At 56.8% G+C, this 20,659-nt stretch carries 15 protein-coding genes; 9 read left to right on the forward strand and 6 right to left on the reverse strand.

Annotation, left to right across the window (positions count from 1 at the left end):
• Positions 1–108: 108 nt before the first annotated feature.
• From EC9_RS02125 to EC9_RS02135, 3 genes are all read left to right on the forward strand, one after another.
• Positions 109–708, forward strand: a complete 600-nt coding sequence (locus EC9_RS02125) for a TetR/AcrR family transcriptional regulator (protein WP_246106112.1) — start codon at positions 109–111, stop codon at positions 706–708.
• 464 nt (positions 709–1,172) lie between these two features.
• Positions 1,173–2,339, forward strand: coding sequence for an aldo/keto reductase (locus EC9_RS02130; RefSeq protein WP_145341964.1), 1,167 nt, complete (start codon positions 1,173–1,175; stop codon positions 2,337–2,339).
• A gap of 119 nt (positions 2,340–2,458) precedes the next feature.
• Positions 2,459–3,709: a PQQ-binding-like beta-propeller repeat protein gene (locus tag EC9_RS02135; protein WP_145341966.1), complete on the forward strand. Its 1,251-nt coding sequence runs from the start codon at positions 2,459–2,461 to the stop codon at positions 3,707–3,709.
• A 124-nt stretch (positions 3,710–3,833) separates the two neighbouring features.
• Here the strand turns inward: EC9_RS02135 and EC9_RS02140 are convergent, their stop codons facing one another.
• Complete coding sequence (locus EC9_RS02140) at positions 3,834–4,898, reverse strand: alkaline phosphatase D family protein (protein ID WP_145341969.1); 1,065 nt, start codon at positions 4,896–4,898, stop codon at positions 3,834–3,836.
• A 380-nt stretch (positions 4,899–5,278) separates the two neighbouring features.
• On the opposite strand from EC9_RS02140, the gene EC9_RS02145 reads away from it, so the two are divergent.
• Together EC9_RS02145 and EC9_RS02150 are read left to right on the forward strand one after the other, a co-directional pair.
• Positions 5,279–8,284, forward strand: coding sequence for a DUF1592 domain-containing protein (locus tag EC9_RS02145; protein ID WP_145341971.1), 3,006 nt, complete (start codon positions 5,279–5,281; stop codon positions 8,282–8,284).
• Positions 8,281–9,645 (forward strand): DUF1552 domain-containing protein, encoded by a 1,365-nt coding sequence (locus tag EC9_RS02150; RefSeq protein ID WP_145341973.1) that lies wholly within the window; start codon positions 8,281–8,283, stop codon positions 9,643–9,645. The genes EC9_RS02145 and EC9_RS02150 overlap by 4 nt, the downstream gene beginning before the upstream one ends.
• 142 nt (positions 9,646–9,787) lie before the next feature.
• On the opposite strand, the gene EC9_RS02155 is transcribed toward EC9_RS02150, so the two are convergent.
• The 3 genes from EC9_RS02155 to EC9_RS02165 all read right to left on the reverse strand — a co-directional run bounded on the left by EC9_RS02155 (position 9,788) and on the right by EC9_RS02165 (position 12,123).
• Positions 9,788–10,369: a dihydrofolate reductase family protein gene (locus tag EC9_RS02155; protein ID WP_145341975.1), complete on the reverse strand. Its 582-nt coding sequence runs from the start codon at positions 10,367–10,369 to the stop codon at positions 9,788–9,790.
• 258 nt (positions 10,370–10,627) lie between these two features.
• Positions 10,628–11,566, reverse strand: coding sequence for an alpha/beta fold hydrolase (locus EC9_RS02160; RefSeq protein ID WP_145341977.1), 939 nt, complete (start codon positions 11,564–11,566; stop codon positions 10,628–10,630).
• Positions 11,567–11,667: 101 nt separating this feature from the next.
• Positions 11,668–12,123 carry a DinB family protein gene (locus tag EC9_RS02165; protein WP_218934523.1) on the reverse strand — a complete coding sequence of 152 codons (456 nt, stop codon included), beginning with the start codon at positions 12,121–12,123 and terminating at the stop codon, positions 11,668–11,670.
• A 190-nt stretch (positions 12,124–12,313) separates the two neighbouring features.
• Here EC9_RS02165 and EC9_RS02170 point away from each other — a divergent pair, with 190 nt between their 5' ends.
• Positions 12,314–13,018: a helix-turn-helix transcriptional regulator gene (locus EC9_RS02170; protein ID WP_145341980.1), complete on the forward strand. Its 705-nt coding sequence runs from the start codon at positions 12,314–12,316 to the stop codon at positions 13,016–13,018.
• A gap of 149 nt (positions 13,019–13,167) precedes the next feature.
• On the opposite strand, the gene ruvB is transcribed toward EC9_RS02170, so the two are convergent.
• Together ruvB and hisB are read right to left on the reverse strand one after the other, a co-directional pair.
• Complete coding sequence (gene ruvB / locus EC9_RS02175) at positions 13,168–14,190, reverse strand: Holliday junction branch migration DNA helicase RuvB (RefSeq protein ID WP_145341982.1); 1,023 nt, start codon at positions 14,188–14,190, stop codon at positions 13,168–13,170.
• A gap of 120 nt (positions 14,191–14,310) precedes the next feature.
• Positions 14,311–14,901 carry an imidazoleglycerol-phosphate dehydratase HisB gene (hisB, locus tag EC9_RS02180; protein ID WP_145341984.1) on the reverse strand — a complete coding sequence of 197 codons (591 nt, stop codon included), beginning with the start codon at positions 14,899–14,901 and terminating at the stop codon, positions 14,311–14,313.
• Between the two features lie 477 nt (positions 14,902–15,378).
• Here hisB and EC9_RS02185 point away from each other — a divergent pair, with 477 nt between their 5' ends.
• From EC9_RS02185 to EC9_RS02195, 3 genes are read left to right on the forward strand one after another with little or no spacing between them, the layout of a single operon-like run.
• A complete protein-coding gene (locus tag EC9_RS02185) occupies positions 15,379–15,921 on the forward strand; it encodes a sigma-70 family RNA polymerase sigma factor (protein ID WP_145341987.1) in 543 nt (180 codons plus the stop codon).
• Positions 15,918–17,573, forward strand: a complete 1,656-nt coding sequence (locus EC9_RS02190; protein ID WP_145341989.1) for a LamG-like jellyroll fold domain-containing protein — start codon at positions 15,918–15,920, stop codon at positions 17,571–17,573. Before EC9_RS02185 ends, EC9_RS02190 begins: the two co-directional genes overlap by 4 nt.
• Positions 17,574–17,578: 5 nt before the next feature.
• Positions 17,579–20,473 carry a PSD1 and planctomycete cytochrome C domain-containing protein gene (locus tag EC9_RS02195; RefSeq protein WP_218934524.1) on the forward strand — a complete coding sequence of 965 codons (2,895 nt, stop codon included), beginning with the start codon at positions 17,579–17,581 and terminating at the stop codon, positions 20,471–20,473.
• Positions 20,474–20,659: the final 186 nt, after the last annotated feature.

The following is a 20,659-nucleotide window of genomic DNA, read 5'->3' on the forward strand; positions in this document are numbered from 1 at the left end:
GATCGCGGTCGGCGAATTCATGGATTCTTCATGTTTGCATTTTTTGCCTGCGTCCCGGCGTGGTAGAATTTACCTGAATGGCGAAACGGAACGGTCTACTTGGGGATTGTGATGCGTGGGAACGTGCTGAGAGAGTATCTGGTTGAAACGGCGACAACGATCTTCTATCGCGATGGTTTCCGTGCAACTGGCGTCGATGCGATCGCCAAAGAGTGCAATGTTGCCAAGAAGAGCCTCTACAATCACTTTCCGAGCAAAGATCTGTTGATCGCGGAGGTTCTTCGGCGGAGGCACGTTGCATGGGTTGAATCGGTGGAGCGAACGATCGGTGCGGCAAATGGGCCTGAAGACGCCATCATGGAGTTGTTCGATGCGACCGGACGGGCGGTTCGCACCCCAAAATACCGCGGTTGTATCTTCTTTAATGCCGCCATCGAGTTCCCCGACGCATGTCCCGAAATCGGCTCGATCATCGATGAAAACGTTCGCTATTCCCATCGACGATTGGTCGAATTGGCGACCGAGGCTGGCTTGGAAAACCCTGAGTTGGTCGCGATTCAGATCGGCGTGTTGCGTCGCGGCGCTCAAGTAACCTCGATGGCGTCAGGGGATTCCGACGTGGTGGGGTTTGCCAAAGAATTGGCATCGCAGGTTATCGCTGATGCGAAGCGTCCCAAGTCGAAAAAAAGAGTCCGCCGCAAGGCTTGAGTCGGATTATTGGGTTGACCGAAGTAGACCGCTCGGTTACTTTCGGGTGAGTCGCTGTTGTTAGGAGCTTTCGTTGCTCGGGTCGCAATGAGCGTCGCGTTGTCCTGTTGCCGCAATTCCGAATCCTCGGGGGACGAACATGAAAACGATACCCTGCCTTAGATCAATGTTTCTTTTCTTTGATGCGAGGGATCTGTTGCGATGGTGCTTTAAGCCTTTGTCGCAAAGACCTCAGCAATAGCGCTGCGGATTGGTGTATTTGACGCACCACTAGAGTCTATCGATTGACTTGCGAATCCCACGCGTTGTTCGTTCTTGCCCGTCGCTTCGGCAAGTTGGGATGCCGGTTCCTCGTCATGGCGGAGTCGTGAAGGCGGTTGGTCTTGTTTCTAGCGCCTCCGCTCTCGTTTGAAACTTCCATTCGAAGTCGCGTTTACGCACTGTCTACCAAAGGGAATGATTGCATGATGACACGAAGAAATTTGTTGCAAGCTGGAGCGGCCTTGGGGATGGGGGCTGTTGTCGGAGGTGCCGCTTCGGCGCAAGCTTTAAAGGTTCAGAATTCGACTGGCGAATTCATGAAAACGAAAGGCAATATTGATCGCGATGCGGCATTGCCAATGAACGAAACTGGCAGCGGCAAACGCTATCGGCCCAGTTCTAGGATGGGGCTCGGGGGACTTGCTGCGGGGAATGGGTTCAACACGATTTCGAGCGATGAAGAAATCCTGCAAATGCTGAATGCAGCCTGGGATTCTGGAGTCCGTTACTTCGACACTGCTCCGTTTTATGGTTTGAGTCTCAGCGAGCGACGGTTTGGAGATTTGTTGCGAAATAAGAACCGCGACGACTATGTCTTGTCGTCGAAGGTTGGACGACTTCTTACACCTTCGGCAGAGCCTTTGCCAAAACGATGGCACTGGGCAAACCACTCTCCCTTTCATTATAGGTACGACTATTCTGCCGCGGGAACGCGTCGGTCCGTGGAGGACACGCTGCATCGCATCGGTGTGTCATCGCTCGACATCGTCTTCATTCACGACCTTTCTCCTCAGAACAGCGACTTCGGTGACGACTGGCTCAAGTATTTTGACGAAGCTGTCAGCGGCGCGATGCCAGAGCTGACGAAGATGCGGGAAGAGGGGATGATCAAAGCGTGGGGGCTGGGGATCAACACATCCCATGCGGTCAGCAAAACGCTGGATGTTGCAGAGCCAGATATCTTTTTACTGGCGCTCCAGTATTCCATCTTGGACCATCAAGAGGCATTGGACAAAACCTTTCCTCTGTTAGATGAACGCGACATTTCGGTCGTTGTTGGTGCGCCACTTAATGGCGGGTTCCTGGCAGGGCGAGATCGGTTTAATTATTCGAGCTTCATTCCCGAAGAGATGAAGACAAAATTTGCAGCGATAAACGATGTCGCAGGGAAGTATGGAATCGATATTAAAACGGCTGCTCTTCAATTTGCAGAGGCACCATCCACCGTCTCGGCGATTATCCCCGGTGCGCGAACAGCTCAGCAGGTGAACGAAAACATCGCCTCGATGAAAGTTGAAATCCCAGAAGCATTTTGGAGTGAATTGAAGACCAAGAATCTTATCGCTCAGAATGCTCCAACAGGCTCTTGAATTTGATGGTGTAATGGGGCTGCTTGCTTTTGATGTCCCCGTTGCGCTTCGCGTTCTTGGGTCGGCGGTGCCTGGGGGCAATTTTTTCGAATGTCCGATGACGCAAAAGGATTTTTTCCATGAAACTATTCCTCCAAGGTCCACGCCTTGTTCTGCTTGCTGTGGGATTCAGCTGTTCGTTACTGTCGGCTAGCGATGTCGTCTGGCCTGGTTTTCTCGGTCCAAAACGCGATGGCTGGGTGAGTCATTTTCAGCCGCCTGCCGCGTGGCCGAAGTCGCTAAGCAAGGTCTGGCAAATCGAAGTCGGGACGGGATACGGGTCTCCCTTGGTCGACAACAATCGTGTCTACCAACACGCGCGTCAGGGGGTGGACGAAGTGTTGCGGTGTGTTGACCTGGCTACGGGAAAGGAGATCTGGAAGCAGACGCACGCGGTTCCCTTTAAGGCCTCCTCCGGCGGCGAGAGGCATGGGAACGGCCCGAAGTCGACACCGATTCTTGCGGACGGCCGAATCTTCACGATGAGCAGCCTTGGTGATATTTCGGCTTGGGATGCGGAGACGGGGGAGCTTCTGTGGCGCAGTGGCTACGGAAAACGTTTCTCGCAAAATCACCCAAACTGGGGCGTCTCGACTTCGCCGGTTATCGATGGGGATCACGTGGTCGCCCACTTCGGGAATGACGATGAAGGGGCATTGATTGCGTTAGACGTCAAGACGGGTGAGGAAGTCTGGAGTCAGGGGAATGATGGAGCTGCCTATTCATCACCTCTGGTTGTCGAAATTCACGGTGTTCGCCAGATCGTCGACTGGAACCATCGCGCCCTTGTAGGTGTGGACAGTCGCTCGGGAGAGGCGTTGTGGGAGTTTCCACTTCCCCAATTCACCAGTAACCAAAACATGCCGACGCCCACGTTTCACAACGGGCGAATCCTCTTAGGTGGTGAAAATCGCGGCATCTATGGTCTGGAGCCGGAGTTGCATGAGGGCAAATGGGCGGTGAAGGAACGCTGGTTCCAAAAAGATGTTGCTTTGGACATGAGCACCGCCGTGATCAATGGAGACCTATTGTTTGGGTTCTCGCACTATAAAGCCGGGCAACTGTTCTGTTTGGATACGGAGACCGGAGAAGTGTTGTGGCGCGGGCCGGGGCGAACGGGAGCCAACGTGGCTTTTCTTTCGATTCCGGACCACGTTATCGCGTTGTTTGACGGTGGGCGATTGCAGGTGATCAAGGCGACCGGCAAGGGGCTTGAGGAAGTCGCCAGCTATCGGGTCGCTGACAGCGAGACTTGGGCACCACCTGTGCTGTTGGGCACCGGTCTCCTGATCAAGGACCAGCAGAGCCTGACGCTATGGTCGTTTGAGTAATTTCGACCTTCGAGGCTCGCGTCCTTCCCCGGTCGCGGACTGAATTCGATGCGGATGGGCAAGCTGCTGGCCTGTCGCGATCAGCAGCTGATTTATCAGACAGGATGCCTGTCCCACTTTACGCTCATTTCGGTTGCAGTTCGCTCAGCCGGACTGTTTTTTCTAGCTGGGCTTTCCCGGCGAGATCGCGGACCTCGATCGTCACGGTTGGATCGGCTGCGTCCCAGTCGATGTTGATGACACCAAAGTTTTCTTCGTGATAGGTTTGCTTGATCGCCCGAAAGCGGTTGCGAGTTGGCGTTCCGCGTGGGTGCTTCTGGTTGAAGCTGCTGGAAGTTGCATCCAACAGCGGGTACGCGACGCCGTCGTTTGCGATCGACATCTCCGCCCAGTGTCGGTCGCCACTGACAAAGATCACGCCGCCGGCGGCAGTGCTTTGCACGAGATCAAACAAACGCGCCTGTTCGTGCGGCAGATTGGCCCAGGTCTCCTGACCAGCCGACTCGGCAACCACTTGCATCCCCGACGCAATCACTCGCAACTTCGCTGGCATGCGAAGCTGCTCTTCCAGCCACTTCCACTGCGCTTCGCCCAAGATCGTCTTCTGCGGATCGTTATCCGGGAGGTAGGGACCGCCAAGTTGCCGAGGCCCTGTCTTCAGCGGCGATCGAAAGTAACGCGTGTCCAGCATGATCACCTGCAATCGTTTTTCTGGCGGCCCAAATAGGTTCGCCTCGTAGATGCCGGGGCGCTTCCGTTTCGGGGAATCGGCCGGTTCGCCCCAGAAATCGAGAAACGCTTGTTGGGCGGCATCTCGCTGTGGATAGTTCGCACCGCCATCGTTCACTCCGTAATCGTGATCGTCCCAAGTTGCCATCACGTGGCATCCCGATGTCAATGCTTTGAACTCCTCGTTGCTTGCCAGTTTGGCGTACTTCGCCCGCATCACATCCATGTCCGATGTATCGGCATAGATGTTGTCACCCAAGAACAGCAGCAGTTCGGGCTGGGCTCGCGACATGACGGGGAAGATCGGCGTCGGATCATCCTGCTTAATACAAGATCCAAACAAGACACGGCGGATTGTCGTATCGGTCGACGCCTTGTCGTCGGGTTGCTCGGCTGAAACAACCAGCGGGGCAAGGATCAGCAAACCAATGAAACATGGATTCCAAATACGCGACATCATATGTTTTGCCGATCGGACAAGATGTGAGAAATCTGTGAAGCTAAGAAGAAACCGACATCGCGTCGGCATCCTGCCTGTGTGTGCCGATGGCAGATTTTAGTGCAACGCGAATTGGTTTTGTACCTGCGCAGGTTAATCGCCGCAGGTCTGTGAAGTCTTTGTGATTCGGCAAATTGGCTGGCACGCGCTGGTTCAGCGTTGTCCAGGGAAGCCGGACGCTAGCCCGTGCCAGCTGATACTTCCGGTTGAAACCGTGAGTTGCGTTGGTTTTAAGCGATTTCCAGCTGGCTTGCCATTTTGGAGTCGGGTAGGATGGTGGTTCTCGCCGCCGACTTTATCGGCCCTTTCCTGCCCCACTTTCCGCTCAATCGAAACATGTGATGCTCGCGATACGTCGATTCACATTCTGCTTGTTCCTGCTAGCTTGCGGCATGGTCGCGGGGGCGGAATCGCTGCAGTCCACGTTCAAAGAAGCCGTGCTGCCCGTTGTGCAAGCCAATTGTCTGGAGTGCCACAACCAGGAGACGACCGAGGGCGATCTCGATTTGAGTGCCGATACCGATCTCGCATCGGTCGTGAAGAACTTCCGTCGTTGGTCGATTGTTCTGGATCGCATGGAAGCTGGTGACATGCCGCCCGAAGATGCGGATCACCAACCCACAGCGGCCGAGCGAGCCGCGGTGATCGCGTGGATCCAACAGGTCAGGACGGTCGAAGCGGAGCGGACTCAGGGCGACCCTGGCATCGTGTTGCCGCATCGGCTCAGTAGCAATGAATACAACTACACGATCCGCGATCTGACGGGTGTGGACATCCAACCGGCAGCCTCGTTTCCGGTCGATCCCGCCAACGAAGCGGGCTTCGATAACTCGGGTGAATCACTCAGCATGTCGCCTGCTCTGCTGAAAAAGTACCTCGCTGCGGCAACGATTGTCTCCGAACATTTGGCGCTGACGCCCCGCGGATTCGAGTTTGCACCACACCCGGTGATCACGCCCACCGATCGCGATAAGTTTTGTGTTAACCGCATCATCGATTTCTATCGGAAACAGCGGACCGATTACGCCGACTTCTTTGAGTTGCTGTGGCGGTATCAAAATCGCGAGACGCTCGGAATGGCGGATCTGACGCTTGAGCAATTAGCCGATCAAAGCGGTCTGAGTCAGCGGTACAGCCGAACGCTGTATCAACTTTTGTGTGACCCAAGGGAATCCGGTACCGGCGGCGCGATCGGGCCGATCGCAGCCCTCAAGCAGTTGATGAATGAACTTCCCGATGCGTCGACCTCTGAAAACGTGGCGGCTGCGGTGAAGGGTTGCCAGACGATGGCATCGTTTGTCTCGACCCTGCGATCATCGCTTGTGCCGGAAGTTGCAAACTTGACCTCTCCCGGGGTGCACAACGGTTCGCAGCCATTGGTGCTTTGGAAAAATCGCCAGTTCGCCGCTAATCGACGTCGCTATGTCGACGATGCACTCCCCGATGGCAGTTTTGGCTTGCCAGACGATTCGAAGGCGGCGGAGTTGATGCAGGTGCCCGACGAGGCGGGTCTGTCCCAGTACAAGCAGGCGTTGTCCGTGTTCTGCGGTCTGTTCCCCGATGCGTTTTTTGTTTCGGAGCGGGCCCGAGTCTATTTGGATCCGAAGAAAGAGAAAAAGTTGAAGGGGCGATTTCTTAGTGCCGGGTTCCATAGCCAGATGGGATACTTTCGCGACGACGCGCCGCTGTACGACTTGATGCTCGATGACGCCCAGCAACAGGAACTCGACCGTCTGTGGTTGGAATTGGATTTTGTCGCTTCCGCTCCGATGCGTCAGTATGCGGGCTTCATCTGGTTCGATCGCACCGATTCGCGGTTCATGCGAGATCGTGTTTTCGATCGCTATCGGGCGGAAGACAAAGACAGCACGTCGGCAGAGAAAGTTGCGGGGCTCGCCGACGCGTACTGTGAGAAAGCTGAACGGTTGGGGGCGAGCGAGCAAGCCTTGGCGGTCATTCGGTTCTACTTCGACGATATGAATGCGACCTTCCGGCGACTCGAAAAACTTAGCATCGATTCGCAGCCTCGGCAGCTCGCTGCATTGATCGAATTTGCGCAGCACGCTTACCGACGCCCTTTGTCGAGCGATGAAGTTGCATCGATTCGGTCGTTTTATGATTCGATGCGGAACGAGGAAGGGCTCAGCCACGAACAGGCGATTCGAGATGGTGTGGTCGCCGTCTTGATGTCGCCTCATTTCTGTTACCGGATGGATTTGCCAAACGATGCTGTGGCCGGATTGGAGGCAGCGGACGCGGAGGTTCCCGCTATTGTGCCGCTCAGCGATTATTCACTGGCCAGTCGGCTGAGTTACTTTCTGTGGTCGAGCCAGCCCGATGACGAGTTGTTGGAACTCGCCAGCAAGGGACAGTTGCATGAACCGGAGGTGCTGATGGACCAGTCGCGTCGGCTGCTGAAGGACGATCGTGTCGAAGGGTTTGTCGTCGAGTTTACCGGCAATTGGTTAGACTTTCGTCGGTTCGCTGAGCACAACGGCGTCGACCGCCAGCGGTTTCCCGTGTTCACCGATGAACTGCGACAGGCGATGGCCGAAGAGCCGATTCGGTTCAGCCGCGATTTGATCGAACGCGACGGATCGGTGTTGGATTTTCTGTATGCCAAGCACACGTTTGTGAATCCCGTTTTGGCCGAGTTTTATGGCGCCGAAGTCGATCCATCCGGCGAAGCGAACGAGCCCTGGGGTCGATGGGATCAAGCGGGGCAGCGCCAGCGTGGCGGCTTGCTGCCGATGGCTGTTTTCTTGACACACAATTCGTCGGGCCTTCGAACGAGTCCGGTTCAGCGCGGTAATTGGTTGGTCCAGCGAATACTTGGTGAAAAGGTCCCCGCGCCGCCAGCGACGGTCCCCGATCTGCCCAGCGATGAATCCAAGCTCGGCGATCTGACGCTGCGGGAAGCGCTCGCACGCCATCGCCAAGATGTTGCCTGTGCCGGATGCCACAACCGCATCGATTCGATGGGGCTGGTCTTCGAGGGGTACGGCCCAATCGGCGAACTTCGCGATCTCGACTTGGGCGGCCGCGCGATCGATGACTCGGCGGTCTTCCCCAATGAAGACAAAGGCAACGGGCTAGCGGGCGTGCTCGAGTACATTCGCGATGCCCGGCAAGAGGATTTCGTCGACAATCTGTGTAGAAAACTGTTGGCCTTTGGGCTCGGGCGGACACTGCAGCTATCGGACGAGTCGATTATTACCGACATGAAACATAGGCTCGCTGGCAACGATTATCGATTCAGTTCGATGATCGATGCGATCGTGACGAGTCCCGCGTTTCTGAACAAACGTATTCGCATTTCTCTCGACGAAACGGTAACCATTCCATGAGCAATCCAAAAAAACTTGCAAGCTCGAAATCCAACCGTGCAGACCGCGCCGTTTCTCGACGAACGCTGCTGCGAGGCACAGGTGTGGCGATGGCGCTGCCGTGGCTGGAATCGATTCCGGTCTGGGGAAGCGAAAAGCTTACCGACGATCAGGTGACCGCCTCGCCGCAACGCTTTGCCGCGCTGTTCATGGGCTGTGGCATCAACCGTGATCATTGGTGGGCTAAGGGAAGTGGCACCGAGATGGAGCTTGGGAAGAGTCTTGCGCCGATGGAACCGATCAAGCACAAGATGAACTTCATCACCGGGCTGTACAACGAAAATGCGAATGGTGTCGGCATCCACCCAGGGCAAACCGGCAATATCCTTTCCGGTGCGTCGCTGAAGAAGGGCTCGGAGTTGCGTGGCGACATCAGCATGGACCAGGTGCTTGCCAATCATTTTGCCGAAGAGACGGTTGCCCCGAGCCTGGTGCTTGGTTGTGAGCAACCGACGACGGGGTACCACGAAACAAATTTTTCGATGGCCTACAGTTCCCATATCTCTTGGCAAAATGCGACCTCGCCGGTGCCGATGGAAGTCTATCCATCGCTTGCATTCGACTCTTTGTTCGACAATCACGGCAGTCGGCGGATGGAGAGCATATTGGACCGGGTGCGCGAAGAGACCGCTTCGCTGAACCGTAAGATCAGCCAGTCGGATCGCACTAAATTGGATGAGTATCTGAGCAGCGTTCGGGAAGTCGAGAAGCGAGCCGAAGCGATGCGTACCGTTCACGCGAAGGCGACCGAGCGAGCCCAGCATCGCGGTCAACCGATCGCTGCGATGAAGCGTCCCGACGACGGATTGCCCGAAGACATTCGCGAGCACATGCAATTGATGTGCGACATCATCGCGATCGGTTTTCAGACCGATAAGTCGCGCGTGGCAACGCTGCTGCTGAATCGCGATCTGTCGGGATTGTTCTATCCGTTTTTGGATGTCACCAAAACACATCACTCGGCATCTCACGACGACCGCTCCGACGAATACGAACGGATCTCACGCTACTACTGTTCGCAGTACGCCTACCTGGCGAACAAGTTGGATGCGATGCCCGAAGGGGAGGGCACCGTTCTGGATCATTCTTGTCTCTTGTTCATCTCGAGCATGTATTCGGGCAGTTCACACGATTCGACGAAGTTGCCCGTCTTGTTAACCGGTGGTTTGTCTGGGCAGATGGAGACAGGCCGCGTGCTGGACTATCTGGACAAGGGAGATGATGATCGCAAGCTTTGCAGTATGTATCTAACGATCATGAACCGGATGGGAGTGAAGTTAGACCAATTCGGCGACGCCGAAAAACAACTCGCCAGGCTATAGAAGGAATCGCAATCTACCTGATTGATTTCCTGGCGTATCCCGGCTGGCTGCAAGTCACTAGACGCAAGGAATCATCGCGTCACCTGCGGTCTGCGGGGCGAGCGACGCGGTGAGTTGCGTTGTCCGCTTGGTTTCATAACCGTCATTTGTCAGCGTTCGCTTTTGGTCGTTCATCCTCGGTAGCGTTCACTGCATACGTCGACTGAACAAATCCCCAATCAAACGTTTGTGTGCCGCGATGATTCAATCGAACATCGCGGTCCAATGCGCCATGCAGTGGGATTCCATCGCCCAGCAAGACGGGGATTGCAGTGATAATCATTTCGTTGATCAGTCCGGCCCGCATAAATCGCTGGATCGTGACGCCGCCATCGATGTACAGCTTTTCGGCGCCTTGCTCGGAAAGGCGACGGTGCAGTTCTGCAGGAGACTCCGAGGAATGCGTGACACAGTCCGGTAAATCGTCCGGGAAGGGGATTGGATTTCGGCTGAGCACGATCACCGCTGTATCCCCGTACGGCCACGGGCCAAGCGTTCGCACTTTTTCGAAGGTCTTCCGCCCCATCACCAACACGTCGACCGATTCCATGAACGCGCTGTAACCACAGTCTTCGCCTGCGGGAACGGTGGCACTGGCTGCATCGAGCCAGTCGAGGTTTCCGTCCGTTCGGGCGATGAACCCGTCGAGGCTGGTTGCGATGAATACGGATGCTTTGGCTGACATTTTTGAGCCCGTTCAGTATGGGTTGCGGAAGTTGGAATAATCCGAGAGGTGAGCATAGCCGCGGCCGTTCTGTTGCGATGAACCAGCCGCGGCGAGTTGGCGGCTCAGCGGAAGTGGCGTCCTGGATGCGTTGTTACCGGTTGCCGTTAAAGAGTTGGTACCACGTTTTCTTGTTTAGCCGCGTGGGCATCGCCCCGCGTTTTGAAGGCGACGCGGCCCGATGGGCTCGCGGTTAATGGAAAATGCAATACGGCTCGCTTAGTCCTGCTGTTCCAGCCATTTTAGAATCACCGCGTTTGTTTCTTCTGGCTTCTCTTGTTGGATCCAATGACCACAATCCAGGTTGACCGATTCCACGTTGGGGACAAATTCTTTTAGGTTTAAAGACGGCGGGATCACGTCGCGGTCGCCATAGATCATGAGTGTAGGATGTTGGATGATTGGGTTTGCGTCGGCCAGCAAGTTCCAGTTGCGGTCGAGATTCCTGTACCAATGGATGCTGCCTGTGAATCCTGTCGATTCGAAGGATGACACGAGAACAGCGAGTTCGTCGTCGCTCATGATCGGCTCGCCGAGTGGTACTTCCGCTTGGGCGAGCTTGATCATCGCCATGCCGGCTTCAGGAGCCATTGACGGCACGTTCTTTCGGTACAGGTTGCGAAGAAACTGGAATGTGTTCTCTTTCAGTACGGCATCTGCGACACCAGGCTTTCGGTTGAAGTGGACGAAATAGTAATCACTGCCAAGTGCTTGCTCCATGAACTCGATCCATGGCGTTTCTCCACGCTCCTGGTAGGGCAAGCTCAGGTTAATCAACTTGCTGGCCCGGTTGGGATGCAATAAGGCCAAGCTCCAAACGACCATCGCCCCCCAGTCATGACCGACAAAGGTAGCGTCTTTGTATCCGTAATGATCGAGAAGCCCAACGAGATCTCCCGTCAGGTGCTCAATGTCATAGTCGGTGACTTTGGTCGGGCGAGAAGAGTTTCCATATCCGCGTTGGTTGGGGACGATCACATGGTAGCCCGCGTCTGCAAAGGCTGCCATTTGATGGCGCCAAGAGAAGGCATGCTCTGGCCAACCGTGACAGAGTACGATTGGTTTTCCAGCATTCTCTTGGCCCGCCTCGAACACTTCCAGTTCCACGCCGTTGGACGCGATTTGTGAGGGCTTGGGGAAATTGTTAGGGTCGAACATCTTGATTCCGTTTGTCAATTACGAGGTGAGTTTCTGAAGGTTTTCACTTTCTTGTCGCTTCGGCCTCCCATGGCCGATTTGCTACGGATTTGTATACCGCGCTACGCCATCAAAGGCTTGCGGGCGAGCGATCGTCTCGTGTCGGCCAACTGACCCAAGTGAAGTAGCCAGTGGTTTGCGGCGGTGCGGAAGCACAGTCGTTTGGTGCCGACAAAGCTCTCAAAACCCTCCGGACAATTCACTTTCTCGTCCAGTTCTCCTTCGTGCATCGAGTCCAGTAAGTCCATGCATTCTCGATGGCAGGCTTTGCATGTTTGAAGGAGCTCGTCGAAGGGTGGATAGTGCTCTGGATCGGCAACGGGCTCCGTGCCGGTGTCAAATAGCGATTTCCAATGCTCCAGCCGGTTTGGCTTTCCCTGCAAAAATACATCGATCACCCACGCCAGGGTGAACGTGATGTGGCCGGTTACCCACAACGCGTGGTTACCGCCCTTGGGTGTCGGGAAGGCGAGCGAATGGTCTTTCAAGTCTTCGATCAATGGCATCGCCAGGTTCATGTTGTGTTCCAACAGGGATGAGATGAATTCTTTTGAACGCATGCGCTAAAACTTTCGTGTTTCGTAAATCGTGATGCCAAGCCCCTTGCCCCGCGTTGTTTCTATCGAACGACTTTACAGAACGCTCCTGACAGCCTACTGTCAGGAGCGTTGAGAGATTACAAAAGTTTTGATTGCGTAGGGAAATCGATTGCGCCGGGCTGATCGTCTATTTCGAATTGTCGAATACCTCAAAGCCCGCCGCGAAGCTGTAACAGCCAGCGAGCTTGGCGAGGAACTGGAGGTTGGCGTACGGACGATCTATCGCGACATCGCAGATTTAAAAGCGTCGGGCGTTCCACTGACGGGAGAGGCGGGCGTGGGATACCTGCTCAGCTCAAACTATGTAGTTCGGCCGCTATTGTTTGGCGACGAAGAGCTTGAGACGCTCGCCCTGGGGGCTCAGATGGTTCAAAGTTGGGCGGATCCTGCGATGGCTCAGGCGGCTCGAAAAGCTCTCGACAAGATCACCGCCGTTCTGCCAGATTCACTCGGCGACAGCATTCGCCAATCCACTTGCTTCTCTTACCCAAGCTCGGGAAAGCGACCGCTACAAATCGACTTCACCTCGCTGCGGCGAGCCATCCGCACCCAACACCTTGTCGAGTTTCAGTATGTTGATTTGGCTGGTTCGGAAACAACCCGTCAGCTTCGGCCTCTCGGGTTGATCTTCCTGGCTCCCGTCTGGATCGTGGCGGGGTGGTGTGAGCTACGTCAGGATTTTCGCAATTTTCGTGTCGACCGGATTCGGCGCATGGATGTGCTCGATGCGCATTTTGATCTGGAGAATGGAAAGACGCTCGCAGATATGCATCAACAATGTGAGGAAGAGTTTTTGGACCAACAGAGGTCGTAACGAGCTTTTTGCCCGGCGAGATCGTGCGAGAAGCGCACGCTGCGATTGAACTGTTTGAAGGGCCCGGAGGGGACCTTCGATCGCTGAAATATTAGCGGCGACCGATTTGGCAAAGTTACGAAGCGAGACTCGGTTGGCTTGCTGGCTGTTTACAGCAGGTCTTCGCTGTTGCCGGTGAATTCGCGGCCGAGGTGTTGGTAAGCTTTGGGAGTTGCCATGCGGCCGCGGCGGGTGCGGACGATCAGTTCGTATCGCAGCAGAAACGGTTCGACTTCGTCTTCGATCGTGTCGATGCTGACGTTCATCGTGTGCCCGATCGCTTCGATTCCGGCCGGTCCGCCACCGAACAGGCGGATCAATGTGTCGAGATAATTGCGGTCCTGTTTGTCGAGTCCCAGCGCGTCGATCCCGGTCATTTTCATCGCATCGATCGCGGTTTGGTAAGTCGCTTTGCCATCGCTGCGACTCTGCGCATAATCGCGGACCCACAATAACCGATTGTTAGCGATCCGCGGGGTGCTGCGGCTGCGGCGACCGATCTCCATCGCAGCTTCTTCATCGACCGGGACGTCCAGTTTTTTGGCGTTGCGGCGCACGATCTCGGCCAGGTCGTCGAGGTCGTAGAAATCCAGGTGCTCGCGGATCTGGAACCGGTCGCGAAGCGGAGCGCTGAGCATTCCGGCCCGCGTCGTCGCTCCGATCAATGTGAACGGCTGCAGGTCCAGGTTTAGTGTCCGCGCGTTGACCCCTTCGCCCAACACGATGTCGATTCGGAAATCTTCCATCGCCGTGTAAAGATACTCTTCCACCGTCCGCGGGATGCGGTGGATCTCGTCGATGAACAGGACGGAGTTTTCCGAGACGTTGGTCAGGTAGGGGATCAGGTCCTTGGGAGCCTTGAGTCCCGCGCCGTTGGCGATCTGGACGGCGGTCTTCAGTTCGTTGCCGATCACGGTGGCAAAGGTCGTCTTGCCCAAGCCGGGAGGGCCGTCGAAGAGGATGTGTCCCAGCGGATCGGCGCGGACGCGGGCGGCATCGATCGCGATCTGCAGCCGTTCGATCACATCGCGTTGGCCGACCATATCGGCCATCCGCTGCGGACGCAGCTGGCGATCTTGTTGCTCTTGTTCTTCGTCGACACTGGACTGTTGATAAATCGCTTCGCGTGCCATTTCCGATCCGTGGTTGGCGGGATGGGGGGGCGGGAACTGTCTGGCGGTCTCACCTTGCCCACGAGGGAACCAAGCGTAGGCTACCAAAATTAGGCGAATCGCCAAAGATAGCGAATCATGCTAGCTAAGGCTCCCCTTGGTGCTCATCACTCCCTCGACCCGCGGGTCGACTTCGACAGCCATTCGGACCGCCCGAGCTGTCGCTTTGAAGACAGCTTCGGCGATATGGTGGCTGTTGCGACCGTAGTGCATCAGCACGTGCAGATTGCAGTGCGTGTTGGCGGCGAAGCTTTGCCAGAAGTGTTCGATCAGCTCCGAATCAAAGCTTCCCAGCTTCGGATTTGCGATCGGGGCTCGGTATTCAAAGGCATAGCGGCCGCTGAAGTCGATCGCGACGGTGACAAGGGTTTCGTCCATCGGCAGGGTGAAGTGGCCGTAGCGGCGGATGCCGGCTCGATCGCCGAGGGCTTTGTCGATCGCTTGGCCCAAGCAGATCCCGACATCTTCGGTCGTGTGGTGGTCGTCGACTTCCAGGTCGCCGCTGGCGTCGACCGTCAAATCGATCAATCCATGCCGGGCGAACAGATCCAACATGTGATCGAGAAACCCGACGCCGGTCGTTCGCGTGCCAGCCCCTTGGCCGTCGAGGTCGATCGAAAGGCTGATGTCGGTTTCGCCCGTTTTGCGTTGAATCGATGCGGCGCGTGTCATGGGATTCTCGATTTTTTGTTGCTCATCGATCGACTGGCCCCAAAGTCGATGACGATTGCCTGGGAAGCGGAGGAATCGCCGCTGCGATCATTCGGCCCAAAGGCCGCCGATGACGGAACCGTTGGGGCAGGTCCGCCAACTTTTCAATTTAACGTAGCAAGCCTTTTATGGATACGTGCATCGGGTGGACGGGGTTAAGCGTCCAGCCCCCAGTCGCTTTTCCAGCCGCACCGGCCCTCCCCAGAAAACTCGCTGAACGCTTGTTTTCCGACCCTCCCTGGCTTCGCCGGGCGGGTGAAGGTGCACGATCTTCGCAGCGGAGCAGGGCAGGGCAGGGCGGTGGGCTGGGATTCTTCGCGTGCTCTCGTGCCGTGTTCCTTAATATAGAAGGGGCGTTGGGATCGGAGGTCCGCCGCTATTTCTCGTTTTTTACGAATTTAAACGCTAACCCTTTTCGTTTTCGAGGCATTTGCAACCATGCAACCCGAGCTTCCCAATCCGCCGAGCGATGCCGAATTTGTCGGCCTGTTGACCCAGAGTCAGCTGTCGCTGCTTCTCTATGTCCGCAGCTTGCTGCCTGGCGAAGCGGATGCTGGCGATGTCGCTCAGCAGGCCAACGCGAAGATTTGGGAAAAGCGAGCCGATTTCGCGTTGGGGACCAACTTTTTGGCTTGGTCGTTTGCCATCGCCCGCTTCGAGGTTTTGAACTACCGCAAGCGGCAGGCTCGCGATTCGCGGCTGACGTTTTCCGAGGACCTGGAGCAGACGATGGCTAGCGAATTGCAGCAGATCGACGACGATCTGTTGTCGCGTCAGGAGGCGCTGCGAAAGTGCCTCGAAGGGCTGAAGCCGGAGGCTCGAACGCTGTTGATGGATCGCTACGAGACGACCGAATCGCTGGCTGATTTTGCTCGCCGCATCGGTCGTTCCGCCGGTGGCTTGAAGGTTTCGCTGCATCGCATCCGCGCGACGCTGGCCGATTGCATCGAACGACGCCTCGCAACGGGAGCCGCGCGATGACCCCTGAAGAACGCGAACAACTGATCGACAGTTTGATCGATGGCGAGATCGACGAAGCCGATTTTCTGCGGATCGAAGCGGAACTGTCGGTCGATCCCGAGGTCCGGGCCCTCTATTACAATCGCTTGAAATTAGATCTGTTGCTGCAGCGCGAGGCGAGCGGATCCGTTGATGATTCCAGTTCCGCTGTGGCGCAGGCGGTTGCGCCTTCGGCGGCGATCCCGCCGGTCGCGTCTGTAAATATTCTGCAACGTCGTTTGACGGGAATCTTCGCTGTGTTGGCGGCGACGGTTTTGGGATTTGTTGCGTGGTCGGTCTGGAATCCGGATTCGAGTCGTTTAGGATCGCCCGCCGGATTGGCGGGCAAGTTGGAACCGACAGCCGCCGGGTTTGCGATCTTGCAGGGGCAATCCGATGCGGTTTGGGAAGGTGATCCGCTGGCGACCGGTTCGCTGGTGCCAAGTGGTCCGCTGCGATTGCGGTCGGGCGTGGCGCAGATCGAATTGTTCAGCGGCGTGCGGATGGTGATCGAGGGTGACGCGCAGTTTGTCGTCGAGTCGGCGATGCTGGTTCGGTTGGATCGCGGTCGCGCGAGGGCTCAAGTTCCCGAAGCGGCTCGCGGTTTTAGGGTTCAGACGCGGCATGGCGATTTGATCGACCTGGGGACTGAATTTGCGATCGACGCTGGCGACGAAGCAGCTCGCGTCGAGGTGCTCGCTGGCGAGGTGGAACTGCATCGTCAGGGAACCGCTCGGCAACGCGTGCTGGAAGGGGACGCGTGGCAGTTGTCCGATGCGGGCGTTTCGGAGCGGTCGGATTCGGAATCGTTGCAGGTTATCGGCCCCGACGCGTTTGAGCGTCAGTTGTCGTCGCAGCAAATCGATCAACGGCGACAGTGGCAGCAGCGAGTGGCGTCGATGCGAGCCGACGATCGTTTGATCGCTTGGTATCAGACTCAGCAGACGTCGGCCGATGGACGGCAGTTGCCGAATCTTGCCGAGCCTGATTTGCACCAGGCGGGCGCCGCGGCGATCGTTGCGTGTCAGCCTGCGAGCGATCGCTGGGGGCAGGCGGGCGGTGCGCTCGATTTGAGTCGCACCGGCAGCCGGATCCGAGTCGACGTGCCGGGAGAGTTTGGCGGTTTGACGATGTTGTGTTGGGTCAAGATTCACAGTTTGGATCGCCTGTACAATTCATTGTTCCTAACCGACGGGCACGAACTCAATGAACCGCACTGGCAGATCATGAACGATGGGCGTTTGTTCTTTTCGGTGAAGAAGTTCGACGAGTCCAATGGAAAGCGTCGCCGTCCCGATAAATACAACTTCTATTCGCCGCCGTTCTGGGATCCATCGTTCAGCGGCCAGTGGATCATGTTGGCGACGACCTACGATGCCCAGGCTCGCCGCGTTTCGCATTATCTCAACGGTGCGGAGATCGGCAGCGAAGCGGTCCCGGCCGATTATCTGGTTCCTCAGGTCACGATTGGCCCGGCGTCGATCGGCAACTGGAGCGAGCCGATGTATCGCACCGACCCACAGTTTGTCGTTCGCAACTTGAACGGCAGCCTCGATGAATTTGTCTTGTATTCGTCAGCCCTTTCCGGTTCGGAAATCGCTGAACTGTATCGCTTGGGAAACCCCGCTCGGTGAATGTCATGAAACAGAATAACCATCACACGATTGGCTGCCTGCTGTTGCTCGCGTCGCTGGTTGGATCGGTCGCCATGGCCGAAGAATCGGCCGAGAGCAAGGAGGCTGGTAGCCGCCAGGCTGTCGAGCGAGACTTTACGTTAAACGTGTTGCCGGTGCTGCGAAGCAAGTGCTTGGGCTGTCACGGTGGCGATGCCGATGACATCAAAGGTGACCTGAGCGTTGTCGATCGCGAGGCTTTGCTGCGCGGCGGCGAATCGGGCGATCCGACGGTTGTGCCGGGTGAGCCCGACGCGGGGACGATGCTTTCGGCGATCCGTTGGGAGAGCATGGAGATGCCTCCCAAAGAAAATGATCGGCTAACCGAGAAGCAGATCGCGGAGATTCAGCGTTGGATCGAGCATGGTGCTCCGTGGCCCGATGAGGCGACGCAGCAGCACTATCGCGATTTGGAGAGTCAGAAAAAGTCGACGGCGGATGGCATGATCGTCTCGACCAGCGGAGGCCTTTCGCAGGACTGGACCAACCGGCGGTATGCCGCCGACGATCTCTGGGCCTACGCTCCGCTGCCCGCGAAGGAATCGTTGGCTGCCGATGGTCTACCACTCCCCGCGGCGATCGATCTTTATATCGATCGGCAATTGCAGCAGGCGGATCTGCAAGCCAGTGGCGAAGCGACGCCCGCGGCGCTGCTGCGGCGGGCGACTCTAGATCTGACCGGCCTGCCTCCATCGCCCGCACAATACGACGCGTTCGAGATCGCTTGGCAGCGGGATCGCGAAGCGGCTTGGACGGCGCTGATCGATCGCTTGTTGGCCAGTCCTGAGTATGGCGAGCATTGGGGGCGGCACTGGTTGGATGTGACGCGTTATGCCGACACCGGCGGGATGGCAAACGATTTTGAGCGATCCAACATGTGGCGTTATCGCGACTATGTCGTGCGGTCGTTCAACGATGACAAGCCGTACGATCAGTTTGTTGTGGAGCAGTTGGCTGGTGACGAATTGGCCGATCTGTCGGTTCGCCAGCGGACCGGCGGCGACATCAAGTCGGTTCATCAAGTGCAGCTCGATGGCGATTATACGCCCGAGGAAGCAGAGTGGATCGTGGCGACCGGCTTCCTGCGGATGGGCCCCTGGGATAACGCGATGATCGAAGCCGAAGAGGCGCGGCAGATCTATCTCGATGATTTGGTGAACATCACCGGGCAGGCGTTTCTTTCGACGACGATGCGGTGCTTCAAGTGCCACGATCACAAATTCGATCCGCTGCCGACGCGCGACTACTATCGCATGTATGCAGCTTTTGCGACGACGCGGATGGCCGAACGGACGGTTCCCTATCTGGGCGACGAGAGTCGCGAAGGGTTTGATGCGGGGCGAGCTCACGTGCAGCGGATGCTCGATTTTGCTGTCGCTCAAAAGAAGAAGCTCGTCGATAAACGGGAGGCCGCCGCGCGGGCGTGGTTTGAAGAGCACAACCTGCCTTATAAAGACGAAGCCGAACGCAAGGGGCTGCCCGACGAGGAGAAGCCGGAGCGGCACGTTGGTTTATCGATTCCCGAGCAGGGGGAGTTGAAGGTTCGCGAGCAGGATGAGTGGATCTGGAATCGGCGGTTGGAGCGGTATCAGCCGATGGCGCAGAGCGTGTTTAACGCCGAAGCGAGCAAGCTGGCTTGGAATGGGGCGCGGAAGTTGCGGATCCAGCGGTTGAAGAAGAGCAGTCCGCTGACGAATCACATTTTGTTGGGGGGCGCATTGACGGCGTTGGGCGAAGCGGTGATGCCGGGCGTGCTGAGTGCCGTCTCGTTACCTGTCGATCCGGCGGCAAAAGATCCTTTCCTGTTGCCTGCCGATATCGATGGCCGGCGGTTGGGGCTGGCGCGTTGGATCGCCAGTCGCGACAACGGCTTGTCGACGCGTTCGATCGTCAATCGGGTTTGGCAATATCACTTCGGAATCGGATTGGCGGCCAATTCGATCAACTTTGGCGTCAAAGGGGCGAAGCCTTCGCATCCGGAGCTGTTGGATTTTCTGACGGTTGATTTTGTCGAGAACGGTTGGACGCTGAAGCGGCTGCACCGGGCGATCATGCTATCGCAAGCCTATCGCCGCAGCACCCTGCCCGTCGATCCGCAGCGGATCGCCAAGGCCGATCCAGGGAACCGGTTGTTGTCCCATTTTCCACGGCGACGGTTGAGTGCCGAAGAGCTGCGCGATGGGCTGCTGCAGATCACCGGTGAACTGCAATCGACGCGCGGAGGGCTGCCGGTGATGCCGGAGATCAATATGGAGGTGGCGCTGCAGCCGCGGATGATCCAGTTCTCGTTGGCACCGGCCTACCAACCGTCGCCGACTCCCGAATTGCGGAATCGTCGCACGATCTACGCCTACCATGTTCGCGGGCAATCCGATCCGTTCACCGAGCTGTTTAATCAGCCCAATTCGAACGAGACGTGTGAGGTTCGCGAATCGGCGGCGGTCACGCCTCAGGTTTTTGGATTGCTCAACAGCGACGTGATCACCGACCGCAGCATCGCCTTGGCGCTGCGGTTGGAACGCGAACAGGAGACGGTTGCCGATCAGATCGCGTTGGCGTTTCGATTGGTCTTAGGCCGCGATCCGACAGCAAATGAGCAGCAACGCTTGACGCAATACGTTTCCGACATGCGAGCGTATCACGAACCGAAGTCGCCCACTGTGGTCGACTATCCGACCGAGATCACCCGTTCATTGGTGGAGGAGTTTTCGGGCGAGGTGTTTGAATATCAGGAGATTCTGCCGGTCTTCGAACATTACGTTCCCGATGTCAAAGCGAGCGACGTCTCGGCCGCGACGCTCGCTCTGGCCGACGTCTGCCTGCTGTTATTCAACACCAATGAATTTATGTATGTGGAATGAAGCTCAGGTTTTCTGTAGTGGATCTTGCAAAATGATCCGAGGTTTTGAAGGCTTGGGAACTTGTTAGATCTGTTGATTGCACCCTGAGTCTCAAGCACGCCGTAGGCGTTGCAGCAATTAGCCGGTGGTCGAGCGTAAGCGAACACCACCGGGACGAAGCGAGGAACAAAGTATCGACCCCGAAGG

The organism is Rosistilla ulvae (assembly GCF_007741475.1).
GTDB classification, from domain to species: Bacteria; Planctomycetota; Planctomycetia; order Pirellulales; family Pirellulaceae; genus Rosistilla; species Rosistilla ulvae.